Annotated in this window: 15 protein-coding genes; 12 read left to right on the top strand and 3 right to left on the bottom strand. The window is 53.4% G+C overall.

Annotation, left to right across the window (positions count from 1 at the left end; genetic code table 11):
• Position 1 precedes the first annotated feature (1 nt).
• The 3 genes from aat (at position 2) to infA (ending at position 1,736) form a co-directional block, all read left to right on the top strand.
• Positions 2-721, top strand: a complete 720-nt coding sequence (aat, locus tag F7R27_RS13135; protein ID WP_151704711.1) for a leucyl/phenylalanyl-tRNA--protein transferase — start codon at positions 2-4, stop codon at positions 719-721.
• A complete protein-coding gene (locus tag F7R27_RS13130; RefSeq protein ID WP_151704710.1) occupies positions 714-1,424 on the top strand; it encodes an arginyltransferase in 711 nt (236 codons plus the stop codon). The genes aat and F7R27_RS13130 overlap by 8 nt, the downstream gene beginning before the upstream one ends.
• A 93-nt stretch (positions 1,425-1,517) precedes the next feature.
• Complete coding sequence (gene infA / locus F7R27_RS13125) at positions 1,518-1,736, top strand: translation initiation factor IF-1 (RefSeq protein ID WP_151704709.1); 219 nt, start codon at positions 1,518-1,520, stop codon at positions 1,734-1,736.
• A gap of 53 nt (positions 1,737-1,789) precedes the next feature.
• On the opposite strand, the gene clpA is transcribed toward infA, so the two are convergent.
• Together clpA and clpS are read right to left on the bottom strand one after the other, a co-directional pair.
• Entirely contained in the window at positions 1,790-4,048 is a 2,259-nt protein-coding gene (clpA, locus tag F7R27_RS13120; RefSeq protein ID WP_151704708.1) for an ATP-dependent Clp protease ATP-binding subunit ClpA, read from the bottom strand.
• 15 nt (positions 4,049-4,063) lie between these two features.
• On the bottom strand, positions 4,064-4,393 hold the full coding sequence (gene clpS / locus F7R27_RS13115) for an ATP-dependent Clp protease adapter ClpS (RefSeq protein ID WP_240776373.1): 330 nt from the start codon (positions 4,391-4,393) through the stop codon (positions 4,064-4,066).
• Between the two features lie 265 nt (positions 4,394-4,658).
• On the opposite strand from clpS, the gene F7R27_RS13110 reads away from it, so the two are divergent.
• Complete coding sequence (locus F7R27_RS13110) at positions 4,659-4,865, top strand: cold shock domain-containing protein (protein WP_151704707.1); 207 nt, start codon at positions 4,659-4,661, stop codon at positions 4,863-4,865.
• Between the two features lie 92 nt (positions 4,866-4,957).
• Here F7R27_RS13110 and icd read toward each other — a convergent pair whose 3' ends face one another.
• On the bottom strand, positions 4,958-6,214 hold the full coding sequence (icd, locus tag F7R27_RS13105) for an NADP-dependent isocitrate dehydrogenase (protein ID WP_151704706.1): 1,257 nt from the start codon (positions 6,212-6,214) through the stop codon (positions 4,958-4,960).
• 110 nt (positions 6,215-6,324) lie between these two features.
• Here icd and F7R27_RS13100 point away from each other — a divergent pair, with 110 nt between their 5' ends.
• The 8 genes from F7R27_RS13100 to F7R27_RS13065 all read left to right on the top strand — a co-directional run bounded on the left by F7R27_RS13100 (position 6,325) and on the right by F7R27_RS13065 (position 14,822).
• A complete protein-coding gene (locus F7R27_RS13100) occupies positions 6,325-6,969 on the top strand; it encodes a pseudouridine synthase (protein WP_151704705.1) in 645 nt (214 codons plus the stop codon).
• A 118-nt stretch (positions 6,970-7,087) separates the two neighbouring features.
• Positions 7,088-8,191 (top strand): tRNA 2-thiouridine(34) synthase MnmA, encoded by a 1,104-nt coding sequence (gene mnmA / locus F7R27_RS13095; protein ID WP_151704704.1) that lies wholly within the window; start codon positions 7,088-7,090, stop codon positions 8,189-8,191.
• Between the two features lie 12 nt (positions 8,192-8,203).
• A complete protein-coding gene (gene hflD, locus F7R27_RS13090) occupies positions 8,204-8,884 on the top strand; it encodes a high frequency lysogenization protein HflD (RefSeq protein WP_151704703.1) in 681 nt (226 codons plus the stop codon).
• Positions 8,885-9,027: 143 nt separating this feature from the next.
• On the top strand, positions 9,028-10,392 hold the full coding sequence (purB, locus tag F7R27_RS13085) for an adenylosuccinate lyase (protein WP_151704702.1): 1,365 nt from the start codon (positions 9,028-9,030) through the stop codon (positions 10,390-10,392).
• Between the two features lie 6 nt (positions 10,393-10,398).
• The gene (locus F7R27_RS13080) at positions 10,399-11,202 is read left to right on the top strand and encodes an RNA methyltransferase (protein ID WP_151704701.1); all 804 of its coding nucleotides are present in this window, start codon (positions 10,399-10,401) and stop codon (positions 11,200-11,202) included.
• A gap of 16 nt (positions 11,203-11,218) precedes the next feature.
• Positions 11,219-11,470: a hypothetical protein gene (locus tag F7R27_RS13075; RefSeq protein WP_151704700.1), complete on the top strand. Its 252-nt coding sequence runs from the start codon at positions 11,219-11,221 to the stop codon at positions 11,468-11,470.
• Positions 11,467-12,690 carry a cupin domain-containing protein gene (locus tag F7R27_RS13070; RefSeq protein ID WP_151704699.1) on the top strand — a complete coding sequence of 408 codons (1,224 nt, stop codon included), beginning with the start codon at positions 11,467-11,469 and terminating at the stop codon, positions 12,688-12,690. Before F7R27_RS13075 ends, F7R27_RS13070 begins: the two co-directional genes overlap by 4 nt.
• A gap of 536 nt (positions 12,691-13,226) precedes the next feature.
• Positions 13,227-14,822 (top strand): isocitrate lyase, encoded by a 1,596-nt coding sequence (locus F7R27_RS13065; protein WP_151704698.1) that lies wholly within the window; start codon positions 13,227-13,229, stop codon positions 14,820-14,822.
• The last annotated feature ends 135 nt before the right edge of the window (positions 14,823-14,957 follow it).

Raw genomic sequence — 14,957 nt, 5'->3', positions numbered from 1 at the left:
CATGATTCCCTGGCTGGCCGCCAATAACACCCGATTTCCTCCTGTCGAGCGCGCTCTGGATGACCCCAACGGTCTGCTCGCGGCAGGAGGAGACCTATCCCCCGACCGGCTTGTGGCAGCCTATCGCCAGGGTATTTTTCCCTGGTTCAATCCAGGTGAGCCGATTCTGTGGTGGAGCCCCGACCCTCGCTGTGTACTCTTCCCTGCAGACCTCTATCTGTCTCGCAGTCTGCGCAAACGACTGAGACGCCGGGATTATCAGGTGACTTTTGATCAAGCGTTTGATGAGGTGATTCAGGCATGTGCCGATATTCGATCAGAAAAAGGTGGCACCTGGATCAGTGAGCCGATGCAGATCGCCTATAATAAGTTACATGGACGCGGCGTGGCTCACTCCGTGGAGGTATGGATCGATGGTGAGCTGGCAGGCGGGCTGTACGGCCTGGCAATGGGGCGCATGTTTTTCGGTGAGTCGATGTTCAGTCGTCAGCGTGATGCTTCGAAGATCGCTTTCAGCCACCTTGCCGTACAACTGCAACGCTGGGGGTTCAACCTGATCGACTGTCAGGTGTACAATCCGCACCTCGCGTCTTTGGGTGCAACGGTTATTCCGCGCAAGGCCTTTTCTCGCCTGTTGCATGAAAACACCGACCAACCCGAGCAGACCCGCTGGCAGTTTGATATCGATGCAGATGCAGTAACAGGGGATAACAATGACTGACATGAAAACGCTGCGCTTTTATGCGACGCCTACGCATGACTGCAGCTATCTCTATGCGCATCAGGCAAAGACGCTCTTCGTCGACCCTCAGGCCAGCGTCGACAGCGCACTTTACAGTCAGCTCTCGGAGCTGGGCTTCAGGCGCAGCGGTAACCATATCTATCGACCTCACTGCGACTTCTGCCAGGCCTGCGTGTCGGTACGCATACCCGTTGATATATTCAAGCCAGGTAAAACCCAACGCCGGCTGATGAATATCAACAAGGATCTTTCTGTTACAAGAAAGACACCACGACTGACGCGTGAGTACTATCGTCTTTATGAGCGCTACATCAACGAGCGCCACTCAGATGGTGACATGTATCCACCGACATCAGAGCAGTTTCATAACTTTCTGGTAGAGGGAAATCAGAACACGTTTTTTTATGAATTCCGCGATCCGGATGGAACGCTGGTCGCTGTGGCAGTCACGGATTATCTGCAACATGCTACCTCTGCACTTTATACCTTTTACGACCCGGAACTGCCATCACGCAGCCTGGGTAGCTACGCCATCCTGTGGCAGATCAAGGAAACCCGAAGGCTCGGACTACCTCATCTTTATCTGGGCTACTGGGTAAAAGAGTGTCGAAAAATGAATTACAAGCTCGCTTACAAGCCTCTGGAAATGCTTATTGACGGCCATTGGTCACGTATTAAGTAATATTCATTTTGAATCAAACACATTTTAGGGTAGAATTTCGGCCTTTCCAACCGGACCAGGTTATAGAAACCAGTCTTAGAGGTAACGATTAGAATGGCAAAAGAAGAAGCTTTTGAAATGGATGGCACTGTCATCGACACGCTCCCCAACACAATGTTCCGTGTTGAGCTTGAGAACGGTCATGTTGTGACAGCCCACATTTCTGGCAAAATGCGCAAGCACTATATCCGTATACTGACCGGTGACAAGGTCAAGGTTGAGCTGACTCCGTACGACCTGAGCAAAGGCCGCATCACCTATCGCGCCCGTTAGGATTCTAACAGGCGCCTGGTTGCCCCGTCCCTGGGATCAGTAGCAGGCTCGAGTCAGGCTGTTACTGCCTCAACAGACAGCCTGATATCACCATCCTTCTCTTCAATCCTGACATCACCACCCGCTTCGGCAAGCTCTCCGAACAGTATCATTTCGGCCAACGGCTTCTTGATCTTGTCCTGGATAAGGCGCTGCATCGGGCGTGCACCCATCTTCTCGTCATAGCCATGCTCAGCCAGCCATGCACGGGCAGACTCCTCGACCTGAAGCACAACATGCTTCTCGTCCAGTTGCGCCTGAAGCTCGGTCAGGAACTTGTCGACAACGCCCTTGATGATCTCCGGCGTCAGCGACTTGAACTGTATCACGGCATCCAGTCGGTTACGGAACTCCGGCGTGAACATGCGCTTGATCGCTTCTGATCCATCCGAGCTGTGATCCTGATGGGTGAAACCGATCGATGGACGACTCATCGCCTCGGCACCGGCATTGGTAGTCATCACCAGAATCACATTGCGGAAGTCCGCTTTACGACCATTGTTATCGGTCAGCGTACCGTTATCCATCACCTGCAGCAGGATATTGAACACTTCCGGGTGCGCCTTCTCGATCTCATCCAGCAGCAGTACGCAGTGAGGTGATTTGGTGATCGCCTCTGTCAGCAAACCACCCTGATCAAATCCGACATAGCCCGGAGGTGCACCGATCAGGCGCGACACGGTATGACGCTCCATATACTCCGACATATCGAAGCGAACCAGTTCAATACCCATCTGGCGAGCCAACTGCATGGTCACCTCTGTTTTACCGACACCAGTCGGGCCGGAGAAGAGGAAGGATCCAACTGGTTTATTCGGCTCTTTCAGGCCTGCACGCGACAGCTTGATGGCAGCAGCCAGCGCATCTATCGCCTGATCCTGCCCCAGCACCACCATTTTCAGATTGGTATCGAGCTTGCGCAGCAGGTCCTTATCGGAAGCCGAGACGCTTTTTGGTGGAATACGGGCGATCTTGGCCACGACCGCTTCGATCTCTGGCACATCAATGATCGTCTTGCGGATCTCGATCGGCAGCAGGCGCTGATAAGCTCCGCACTCATCAATGACATCAATTGCCTTATCAGGCATATGCTTGTCATTGATATAGCGATCAGCCAGCTCTGAGGCCGCCTTGAGCGCTGGGTCGGTATACTCGACATTATGGTGCGCTTCAAAACGGGATTTGAGCCCCTTCAGTATCTGATAGGTATCCTGGACGCTTGGCTCCAGAATATCGACCTTCTGGAAACGACGCGCCAGTGCACGATCCTTCTCAAAGATGCCGCGAAACTCCTGGAAGGTTGTCGAGCCTATGCAGCGAATCTCACCCGAGCTGAGCATAGGTTTAAGCAGGTTGGACGCATCCATCGAACCACCAGACGCTGCACCTGCTCCGATTATGGTATGTATCTCATCAATGAACAGTATCGCCTGTGGCTGCTGGCGTATCTCGTTCAGCAGTGATTTGAGGCGCTTCTCAAAATCACCACGATATTTGGTGCCGGCCAGCAGCGCACCCAGATCCAGCGAGTAGACGATGCTGTTGGAGATGATATCGGGCACCTTGTCCTCAATGATCAGCTTCGCCAGACCTTCCGCTATGGCGGTTTTACCGACACCTGCCTCACCTACCAACAGTGGATTGTTCTTGCGACGGCGCGACAGGATCTGCACCACGCGCTCCACTTCCGCATCACGACCCACCAGAGGGTCGATACGACCAAGCGCTGCCTGCTGATTCAGGTTAACGGCAAACTGAGCCAGTGCGCTCTTGCCTTTTTCGCCACCCTCTCCTGCATCAAGCCCCTCTTCCTGCTCCGTGTGAGACTCGTTGTCGGCAATCTTGGAGATACCGTGCGAGATGAAGTTCACGACATCAATACGCTCGATACCCTGCTGGTTCAGCACGAATACGGCATGACTCTCCTGCTCACTGAAAATCGCTACCAGCACATTGGCACCGCTGACATCCGTTTTGCCGGATGACTGAACATGAAAAACCGCTCGCTGAAGCACGCGCTGAAATCCAAGTGTCGGCTGGGTCTCCAGGTTGGGGATGTTATCCGGAAGAATCGGGGTGGTTTCGTCAATAAAACTGGCCAACTGGCTGCGCATGCGATCAAAATCCACACCACAGGCCAGCAGGACTTCCGCTGCTTCGCGGTTATCCAGCAGGGCCAGCAACAGGTGTTCTACCGTCATATACTCATGACGCTTCTCTCTGGCTGCCCGGAAGGCAGCGCTCAAGGTATCTTCTAGCTCACGATTTAACATGGCTGCAACCCCTCTCTATACCGGCTCAATTTCGCAAAGCAATGGGTGTCGGTTGTGTCTGGCATATTGATTCACTTGAGCAGCTTTAGTTTCAGCCACATCACGAGTATAGACGCCACAGACGCCTTTCCCTTGAGTATGGACTGCCAACATCACCTGCGTCGCCTTCTCCCTGTGCAGGTTGAAAAAAATCATCAGCACCTCAATTACAAAATCCATGGGCGTATAGTCGTCGTTCAACAGAACCACTCTGTACATCGGCGGCTTCTTGATCTCCGGCCTGGTCTCGGCGGTGGCAAGATTACCGTCTTTCTGGCCCTCGTGCTCATCGTCTTTGGAGCTCATTCTGATGATGGCACCCCTTCTATCTATCAGCATAGTCGTATCAGCGTCGTTGTCGAACATTAGAAATACATTTATATAGGTTGTGATATGGGGCTTAAGTAATATAATTTAAACCGTGGGAGTGATAACTAAAGTATCTGCAGTCCCTGCAAGGATGTAAAGCAACACGCCGGATGTTACGTAATTTTTTCTGACGTGGAGCATGAGTGGTCGGGCCTGTCTGCTTGCGACAGGCTTTCAGGCAAGGGAAACATGGGAGTGACCGATGCACACTGGAAAAGTCAAGTGGTTCAATAACGCCAAGGGCTATGGTTTCATCCTGTCTGAGGCGAGTGAAGAGGAGCTCTTCGCTCATTTTTCAGCGATCATTGCCGAAGGGTATAAAAGCCTTCGCGCTGGTCAGGCAGTTCAATTTGAAACCCAGGAAGGCCCCAAGGGACTGCACGCAGTCAACATCCGCCCCCTGGAGTAACACACATCGTAAAAAGCCAGCTGTTGCTGGCTTTTTCAGCTCTCTACAGAGCGCTCTACAGAGAGTGTCCGACACCCTCTGCATGCGGACTATTACATCTTGTTGATGATAGCCTGACCGAACTCGGAAGACTTCAGCAGGGTAGCACCCTCCATCAGACGTTCAAAATCATAGGTCACTGTCTTGGCGGAAATCGCACCATCCATACCCTTGATGATCAGATCAGCCGCCTCGATCCAGCCCATATGACGCAGCATCATTTCGGCAGACAGGATAACAGAACCAGGGTTAACCTGATCCTTGCCAGCGTACTTGGGTGCTGTACCGTGAGTTGCTTCGAAAATCGCAACGTTGTCTGAGAGGTTGGCACCCGGAGCGATACCGATACCACCGACTTCTGCAGCCAGAGCATCAGACAGGTAGTCACCGTTCAGGTTCAGCGTCGCAACCACGTCGTACTCGGCAGGGCGCAGCAGGATCTGCTGCAACATCGCATCAGCGATCACGTCTTTAACAACGATCTCCTTGCCGGTTTTCGGGCTCTTGAAAGTCATCCACGGGCCGCCGTCCAGCAACTGAGCACCAAACTCCTCTGCAGCCAGCTCATAACCCCAATCCTTGAAGGCACCTTCGGTGAACTTCATGATGTTGCCTTTATGAACCAGCGTCACAGAACGACGGTCGTTATCGACAGCATACTGCAGGGCCTTGCGAACCAGGCGCTTGGTACCTGCTTCAGAAACCGGCTTGATACCGATACCGCACATATCGGTGAAACGGATCTTGGTAACGCCCATCTCTTCGGTCAGGAACTTGATCACTTTTGTGGCTTCTGGAGAACCCGCTTTCCACTCGACACCTGCATAGATATCTTCGGAGTTTTCGCGGTAGATCACCATGTCAACGTCACCTGGCTTTTTAACCGGGCTTGGCACGCCTTCGAACCAGCGAACAGGGCGCTGACAAACGTACAGATCCAGCTCCTGACGCAGCGCAACGTTGAGTGAACGAATACCACCGCCAACGGGAGTCGTCAGAGGCCCTTTGATGCCAACAACAAATTCTTTGAAGGCTGCCAGAGTTTCTTCCGGGAGCCAGGTATCCTGGTCATAAACCTGCGTTGCTTTCTCGCCCGCGTAGACTTCCATCCACGCGATTTTACGCTCGCCGCCATATGCCTTTTCAACAGCCGCATCAACAACGTTAATCATCACAGGGGAAACATCTACCCCGATTCCATCCCCTTCGATATAGGGTATGATCGGATTGTTTGGGACATTCAGGGAAAAGTCCGCATTAACGGTAATCTTTTCACCCTCTGCCGGTACCTGAATATTCTGATATCCCATTCTTTACTCCACTAGTAGTATTCGTAGAATTATCGTCTGCGGCGGTAATTATACACTAAGGGTAGCCCCCTGTTACTGAAAATAGACCCATGCAACCGGCCCTCAGACCAATGTCGAACATACTGCTTTTCAACAAACCCTTCCGTGTAATGAGCGTTTTCACTGATAACGAGGGCCGCAGCACGCTTGCCGATTATATCCGCGAGCCGGGGTTTTATGCTGCCGGGCGCCTGGATTACGACTCAGAGGGACTACTGATTCTGACTGACGACGGACAGGTTCAGCACCGACTGGCCAACCCAAAGTTCAAGCTGGAAAAAACCTACTGGGCTCAGGTCGATGGTGAAATATCGGATGAAGCGATTGAGCAACTGCAAAGCGGTGTTTTGCTCAATGATGGACCCACTCGCCCGGCCAAGGCACGCAGAATGGAGGAACCCGACATCTGGCCACGCACGCCACCGATTCGCACACGCCTTTCGCAGCCTACCAGTTGGCTGGAGCTGAGAATAAGTGAAGGGCGCAATCGGCAGGTCAGGCGCATGACTGCTGCCGTCGGCTACCCTACTCTGCGCCTGATCCGCTATGCGATCGGTAACTGGACACTGGACAATCTAGCACCGGGCGAAACGCGCCGGGAACAGATTCACCTACCCAAGGCTCCAACCAACACTGGGTCCACCAAAGCTGGCACCAGATCGGTTGCGAAAAACACCAGGTCCAGAACCAGAGCAGCGCCCAGACAACAACGCTAAAGCCCTGACTCAGCAGCTCGATACATGCTAATATTGCGCCCGGTTTTATATAGCGACTTATTTAGCAACCCATTATTTTACAGTCAATCAATCACAGGCCAGATCCAGTAACGTTATCATGACAGATCCTTCAAACCAGAAAGTTATCGTCGGCATGTCCGGCGGTGTCGATTCCTCAGTCTCTGCACTGCTGTTGATGCAGCAGGGCTATCAGGTCGAAGGCCTGTTCATGAAAAACTGGGAGGAGGATGACGGCACAGAGTACTGCACCGCGATGCAGGATCTGGCCGACGCTCAGGCCGTCTGTGACAAGCTGGGCATCAAACTGCACACCGCCAACTTTGCTGCTGAGTACTGGGACAATGTATTCGAACACTTTCTGACCGAGTACAAGGCTGGCCGAACCCCCAATCCTGATATCCTGTGTAATCGTGAGATCAAGTTCAAAGCCTTTCTCGACTATGCAAAGGTGCTTGGTGCTGACCTGATCGCCACCGGACACTATGTTCGCAGAGGTGAGCGGGATGGGCACACCTGCCTGCTCAAGGGGCTGGATCAGAACAAGGATCAGAGCTATTTTCTGCACCAGGTCGGTGAAGAGCAACTGCAACAGACCCTTTTCCCAGTCGGCGAGCTGGAAAAACCCGCCGTGCGCACGCTGGCTGAAGAGCATGATCTGGTCACACATGACAAGAAGGACAGCACCGGCATCTGCTTTATCGGTGAACGGCGCTTTCGCGACTTTCTGCAGCAGTACCTGCCCGCTCAGCCGGGCAAGATCGAAACCCCTGATGGCGATGTGATCGGCGACCATCAGGGTTTAATGTACTATACAATCGGCCAGCGTCAGGGGCTGGGCATTGGCGGCCTGAAAAACTATCCCGAAGAACCCTGGTTCTCGGCCGAAAAGGATCTGGAGCGAAATGTTCTGATCGCTGTTCAGGGCCAGCAGCACCCGATGCTGTATTCCGAATGGTTGAGCCTGAGCGATATTTTCTGGATCAATGAGCCGCCGCAACTGCCACTGACATGCAAGGCTAAGGTTCGCTACCGGCAGCCTGACCAGGCCTGCCGGGTGGAGATGCATCCTGAGCTGGGCTATATCGTGCACTTTGACACACCACAACGTGCCGTCACGCCCGGTCAGTCTGTCGTTTTTTATCGTGATGATCAGTGCCTGGGTGGTGGTGTGATTGAACACACCAGCCCAAAGAATCGATAATCTGGAGTTTTGATGTCAAGACAACAAGATGAACAAACGATTGCGCTGGCCGGGATCTTCCAGGCAGCCAGTCTCGTGGAGCAGATCGCCAAGCGCGGCATGATTCCGCAGAACAGTTTTGAAACCTGCATTCAGAGCCTTTTCATCAACTCTCCTGAGGTAACTGAAGATGTTTTCGGCGGTGTTAAAGACCTGCCATACAACCTCAGCCTTGGCCTGAGAAATCTTCAGGATCTTGTTGAAAAGAAAAAGAATCAACACAATGCAGATGTGATGCGCTATGCCCTGAGCGCCCTGCACCTGGAGCGCAAGCTGAGCGCCAACCCCGAGATGATGAAAACTATCGGGCAGCGCATGGATCAGCTGGAGCAGAAAGCTCGTTACTTCAATCCCGACCATTCGGAAGAGGGTCAGGCGCACCCCAACCCGACCATCTATACACACAGCAATGTGATTGCAGGCCTGGCCGGACTGTATCAGGATACCATCAGTACTTTCAGCTTCAGAATTCAGGTAAGCGGTGATCCGCGCCACCTGCAGAACTCCGAGAACGCCGCCAAGATCCGCGCCCTGCTGCTGGCATCGATCCGCTCCGCCTTGCTCTGGCGCCAAGTCGGCGGCAAACGCTGGCACATGTTTCTCTTCAAGACCCGCGTGCGCCCATCCCTGCAACGGATTATGGCTCGCCGCTGAACAACTGATCCTCGCCTCCGAACGACCCTGTCGATCCCTTCACAGACAATCGCAGCGTTATTCGGAGGCTTCCTTGGCCCATCCGCGGGCTTTTCAGTTATAATACCCGCCTTCTGACACAACAGCTAAAGTGAGATTGTTACATGGAGCTTTCTGCCCTCACCGCCGTATCCCCAATCGACGGACGCTATGGCAGCAAAACAGCCGATCTGCGCCCAGTATTCAGCGAATTCGGATTGATCCGTTTTCGTGTGGAAGTCGAGATTCGCTGGCTGCAGCAGCTGGCTGCTCATCCGCAGATCAATGAAGTCCCCGCACTGAGCCAGGAAGCCGATGCCGCCCTGAACCGTATCGTGAGCGATTTCTCTCCCCAGCATGCCGAGCGCATCAAGGAGATTGAGCGCACCACCAACCACGACGTAAAAGCGGTTGAATATTTCATCAAGGAGCAGTTCAGGGATAACGCCGAACTCCAGGCGATCTCCGAGTTCGTGCACTTTGCCTGCACCTCCGAAGATATCAACAATCTCTCTCATGCACTGATGCTCAAGCATGGTCTTGACGTGATCACCCAGCCGATGCGCGAGCTCTGCGATGCCATCGCCGCACTGGCAACCGAGCATGCAGCTCAGCCGATGCTGTCACGCACCCATGGCCAGACCGCCTCCCCCACAACTGTCGGCAAGGAGATGGCAAACGTGGCCTATCGCCTGCAGCGCCAGTTCAGACAGATCGCTCAGATCGATATTCTGGGTAAGATCAATGGTGCAGTCGGCAACTACAATGCCCACATCAGCGCCTATCCTGAAGTGGACTGGGAAGCCAATGCCCGCAGCTTCGTGGAGTCGCTTGGTATCAGCTGGAACCCCTACACCACACAGATCGAGCCGCATGACTATATCGCCGAACTGTTTGATGTGATCTGCCGTTTCAACACCATCCTGATCGATTTTGATCGCGATATCTGGGGCTATATCTCCCAGGGTTACTTCAAGCAGAAAACCATCGCCGGAGAAGTCGGCTCATCGACCATGCCACACAAGGTCAACCCGATAGACTTCGAAAACTCCGAGGGCAACCTTGGCATCGCCAATGCGATCATGCAGCACCTGGCGCAGAAACTGCCGATCTCACGCTGGCAGCGCGACCTGACCGACTCAACTGTACTGCGCAACCTCGGTGTCGGCTTTGCACACAGCCTGCTGGCCTATCAGGCAAGCCTGAAAGGCATATCCAAACTGGAGTTGAACAAAGAGCGCCTGGATGCCGATCTTGAATCCTCTTGGGAAGTGTTGGCAGAGCCGATTCAGACCGTGATGCGTCGCTATGGCATAGAAGAGCCTTACGAGAAGCTCAAGGCACTGACGCGCGGCAATGTGATGAACAAGCAGACACTGCACACCTTTATTGACACGCTGGTCCTGCCAGAGAGTGTCAAGGAAGAGATGAAGCAGATGACGCCGCATAACTATATCGGCAACGCAGTTGCTCAGGCTAAACGGATCTGATCGACCATGCTCAGCAACGTCCGTATTGTTCTGATCAACACCTTTCATCCGGGCAATATCGGAGCTGCTGCCAGAGCGATGAAAAACATGGGGTTATCTCAACTTGTTCTGGTTGAACCTCGTATTTTTCCCGATCCGGAAGCCACCTCACGTGCTGCCGGCGCCAAGGATCTGCTGGAGCAGGCACAGGTGGTCGGCACCCTTGAGGAAGCGATAGCCGATTGCCATCTGGTGATCGGCACCAGTGCTCGCGAGAGAACCTTCGATCTGCCTCTGCTCGATATTGAATCGGCAGCCGCCAGTATTGTCGAAGAGAGCCACGGCGGTCAGATAGCGATCCTGTTCGGCCGCGAAACCACGGGGCTGAACAATCAGGAGATGCTCGCCTGTAATCGCCACCTGTATATCGATGCCAACCCGGACTATCCGGTACTCAACATTGCCCAGGCTGTGCAACTGATCTGTTATGAGATTTATCGCCATGCACGCAAGACTGACAGCAGCAGCAAAGGTAAATCCTCACCCGATGCGCCCCATGCGATTCAGTCCGAGATGACCATGTTTTACGAGCATCTCGAAACAGTACTGCGCAAAACCAGCTTTATCATTCCTCAGCATGAAGGCCGTGTTCTGGATAAGCTGAAGCGATACTTCAATCGCTCACGCCCTGAACGTGGCGAACTTGGCATACTGCGCGGTATCCTCAATGCAGTTGAAGAAAGCCTTGTACGCGAGCGCCAGATTGGTCGTGATGAAGCGCAGGCCAAAAGCGAATCAAGGCAAGGCATAGAGACACCCTACCAGTCCTGAAAGAAGGTAAATGGCTATGGAAAACACCTTTCACACCCTGGCTGAACAAGCCGGAAAGCTACAACAGGAACTGCAAGCCATCGCAGACAACCAGACACGCGTCGGTTACAACCTGTCCAGCCTGCAGGAGTGCGCTGCTGAGATTCAGCGCCTGGTAAACCTGGTTGGAAATGATCGAACAGCAGCCCTGTCCAGCAAAGATGTTCGCAAAGTGATGGCAGAACTGCAGGACAGAGCCGATCAACTGCAGGAGCTGGTAGGCCAGTGAATATAACCTTCCCGCTTGGCGATATCAGTGCAGAAGTGTTTCTGCGTGATTACTGGCAGAAAAAACCCCTGCTGATTCGCAACGCCATCCCCGGATTTGTTTCGCCAGTAGGCGCCGATGAGCTCGCTGGCCTGGCCTGTGAAGAGGAGGTCGAATCGCGACTGATCCGCTTTGATGCCGACAAGGACGAGTGGCAGATGATGCAGGGCCCACTGGACGAAGCGGTGTTCAGCGAACTACCGCCGAGCAACTGGACACTGCTGATTCAGGCCGTGGACCACTGGGCCCCTCAGGCACATGAGCTGCTGCGCCGTTTCAGCTTTATTCCCAACTGGCGCATCGATGACCTGATGATCAGCTATGCCGTGGATGGCGGTGGCGTTGGCCCCCACTATGACAACTACGATGTTTTCCTGCTGCAGGCCAGCGGCAAACGTCGCTGGGAGATCGGCGGCACCTATGACGAGCACGCACCCAGGCGGGAAGATGCACCGGTGATGATTCTGCCCGAGTGGCAAGCCGAAGAGAGCTGGGTGCTGGAACCCGGCGACATGCTCTATCTGCCACCCCGGATCGGCCATAACGGTGTTGCCGTTGGTGATGACTGCATCACCTGCTCTATTGGATTCCGCGCCCCGGCTCATCACGAGATGCTGCGCGGCTTTTCCGACTTTGCCGGTGAGCGGCTCGGGCACGATGCCCGCTACAGCGATCCCGACCTGCCACTGCAGCAGGACCCGGGCGAGATCACCGCTGCAGCGCTCGACAAGGCCAGACAGGAGCTGCTGGATATTCTGCAGAACCGTGAGCTGTTTGCTGCCTGGTTTGGGGAGTTTGTTACCGAACCGAAATATCCTGAGCTGGCTGCCGAGCCGGGTGATTCCGTCTCTGAGGAGGAGCTGTTGGCGTTCCTGAATGATGGTGGCTGCCTCTACCCAAGCGAAGGCTGTCGCCTTGCGTGGATGGATCAGAGCTTTCCAGATCAGAGCTTTCCAGATCAGAATCAGACACGCCTGCTGTTTGCCGACGGTCAGTGCTACCCACTGACCTCCAATGCCGCCAAAGTACTGGCTTCCCATCTTGGACACTATCTCAGCATCAGCCTTGAAGATCTCGATGATGTTGCAGATGCACAATCACTTCATCTGATATGCGAACTGCTCAAGCGCGGTTTACTGCATGCCGGTGACGATGAAGAAGCTGACTCGGCGTTCGAGTAACATTTTCGTTCATGGAAAATAACAATTCGGGTCTGGCATCCATCAGACCCGTTCATTTTTCTCCCCCGCCCTCCTCGGCTCAAAGCGTCTTTTTCAGCTTGGCACAACTGCAAACCCGTTGAAATTAGTATCTTCCACGTATTTCCCCAGTTTTGTAGTCACTTTTATTAAGATTTAATTGGAATAAAAATATTGTTTTATATTCCTGTAGTTTTTGAAAAAAACACATGGCTTAATTTATAAACCAAAGTCTAACCTATGACCCCTTCTTCGCTATAAGTACCGATTTCACTCACTTTAAGAATCAGAGCAGCTCCTGAAAGGTTGTAATAAAATTACACCCGAACTGCAAACCGCTGTGTAGTCTGACTACATCCATGCTGCTCTGCACAAAAAGTGCTTTGACTCCACTGTGCCAACACCGCATTATTCATCCAGCACAACGCCACTGACCATCGTCTGCACAGCGGCGGGAATGAAGATTCCACAGTACATGACCACAGTTACTCCACTAGTAAGCTTGAGAAGGAAAAACCATGTCTACTCTCAATAAAGATATCGACGCCATCGCAACACTGGCAAATGAGTTTGGTCCTGCATTCGAAGGGATCAACCCTGAATATGCTGCCCGTATGCGTGCTCAGAACCGCTTCAGAACCGGTCTGGATATCGCCAGATACACTGCCGACATCATGCGTAAAGATATGGCTGAGTACGACGCCAACAGCGCTGCTTACACTCAGTCTCTGGGTTGCTGGCATGGTTTCATCGGACAGCAGAAGCTGATCGCGATCAAAAAACACTTCGGCACCACAAAAAAACGCTACCTGTACCTGTCCGGCTGGATGATTGCAGCCCTGCGTTCAGATTTCGGCCCGCTGCCTGATCAGTCCATGCATGAGAAAACCTCTGTACCTGCACTGATCGAAGAGCTCTACACCTTCCTGCGCCAGGCAGATGCCCGTGAAATGGGTGGCCTGTTCCGCCAGCTGGACGCAGCCCGTGCTGCCGGTGATGCTGCTCAGGAAAAAGAGATTCAGAGCAAGATCGACAACTTCGAAACGCACGTAGTACCGATCATTGCCGATATCGATGCCGGTTTCGGTAACGAAGAAGCGACATACCTGCTGGCGAAGAAGATGATCGAAGCGGGTGCCTGCGCGATCCAGATCGAGAACCAGGTATCTGACGAGAAGCAGTGCGGCCATCAGGATGGTAAAGTCACCGTTCCTCACGCCGACTTCCTGGCCAAGATCCGTGCGGTTCGCTACGCGTTCCTGGAGCTGGGCGTTGATAACGGTATCATCGTAGCTCGTACCGACTCTCTGGGTGCTGGCCTGACCAAGCAGATCGCCGTTACCAACGAACCTGGCGACTTGGGTGACAAGTACAACAGCTTCCTGGATGGTGACTACATCAACAGTGCAGACGATATCGCCAACGGTGATGTGGTCGTGAAAGCCAACGGCAAACTGCTCAAGCCAAAGCGTCTGGCATCTGGCCTGTTCCAGTTCAAGAAAGACTCAGGCGTTGACCGTGTTGTACTGGACTGTGTTACCTCTTTGCAGAATGGCGCCGACCTGCTCTGGATCGAAACCGAGAAGCCGCACGTTGGCCAGATCGCAGAGATGGTTAACCGCATCCGCGAAGAAGTACCGAATGCCAAGCTGGTATACAACAACAGCCCATCATTCAACTGGACTCTTAACTTCCGCCAGCAGGTATTCGATGCCATGGCTGAAGCCGGTAAGGACGTATCTGCCTACGACCGCGCTAACCTGATGAATGTCGAGTACGACAACACCGAGTTGGCCATTGAGGCAGATAACCGCATCCGCACCTTCCAGGCTGATGCATCACGTGAAGCAGGTATTTTCCATCACCTGATCACACTGCCGACCTACCACACCGCTGCGCTGTCTACCGACAACCTGGCTAAAGAGTACTTCGGTGATGCCGGTATGCTGGGTTACGTTGAAGGCGTACAACGCAAGGAGATCCGTCAGGGTATCGCCTGCGTCAAGCACCAGAACATGGCTGGCTCCGACATGGGCGACGATCACAAAGAGTACTTCTCTGGTGATGCCGCACTGAAGGCCTCCGGTAAAGACAACACGATGAACCAGTTCTAAGTTTTCATCTCCCCCACTAGGCTAGTTCTGCCAGGGTCGCGCAAGCGGCCCTTTTTTTATGTCTAGACAGTATGTCTGGCAATGCAGGAGCTATAGTCAGTGGTACCTGTCTCTTGCCGCCTGTCCTATCTCTAT

Origin of the sequence: Nitrincola alkalilacustris (assembly GCF_008973755.1) — a bacterium.
Classification (GTDB): Bacteria; Pseudomonadota; Gammaproteobacteria; order Pseudomonadales; family Balneatricaceae; genus Nitrincola; species Nitrincola alkalilacustris.
This window is presented reverse-complemented; position numbering and strand designations above follow the sequence as displayed.

Coding starts and splice junctions, on each gene's coding strand:
- clpA (WP_151704708.1), bottom strand. CDS start 4,048: ATGTTAAATCGTGAGCTAGAAGATACCTTGAGCGCTGCCTTCCGGGCA.
- infA (WP_151704709.1), top strand. CDS start 1,518: ATGGCAAAAGAAGAAGCTTTTGAAATGGATGGCACTGTCATCGACACG.
- icd (WP_151704706.1), bottom strand. CDS start 6,214: ATGGGATATCAGAATATTCAGGTACCGGCAGAGGGTGAAAAGATTACC.
- purB (WP_151704702.1), top strand. CDS start 9,028: ATGGAGCTTTCTGCCCTCACCGCCGTATCCCCAATCGACGGACGCTAT.
- F7R27_RS13110 (WP_151704707.1), top strand. CDS start 4,659: ATGCACACTGGAAAAGTCAAGTGGTTCAATAACGCCAAGGGCTATGGT.
- F7R27_RS13130 (WP_151704710.1), top strand. CDS start 714: ATGACTGACATGAAAACGCTGCGCTTTTATGCGACGCCTACGCATGAC.
- aat (WP_151704711.1), top strand. CDS start 2: ATGATTCCCTGGCTGGCCGCCAATAACACCCGATTTCCTCCTGTCGAG.
- clpS (WP_240776373.1), bottom strand. CDS start 4,393: ATGAGCTCCAAAGACGATGAGCACGAGGGCCAGAAAGACGGTAATCTT.
- hflD (WP_151704703.1), top strand. CDS start 8,204: ATGTCAAGACAACAAGATGAACAAACGATTGCGCTGGCCGGGATCTTC.
- F7R27_RS13065 (WP_151704698.1), top strand. CDS start 13,227: ATGTCTACTCTCAATAAAGATATCGACGCCATCGCAACACTGGCAAAT.
- F7R27_RS13100 (WP_151704705.1), top strand. CDS start 6,325: ATGTCGAACATACTGCTTTTCAACAAACCCTTCCGTGTAATGAGCGTT.
- mnmA (WP_151704704.1), top strand. CDS start 7,088: ATGACAGATCCTTCAAACCAGAAAGTTATCGTCGGCATGTCCGGCGGT.
- F7R27_RS13075 (WP_151704700.1), top strand. CDS start 11,219: ATGGAAAACACCTTTCACACCCTGGCTGAACAAGCCGGAAAGCTACAA.
- F7R27_RS13080 (WP_151704701.1), top strand. CDS start 10,399: ATGCTCAGCAACGTCCGTATTGTTCTGATCAACACCTTTCATCCGGGC.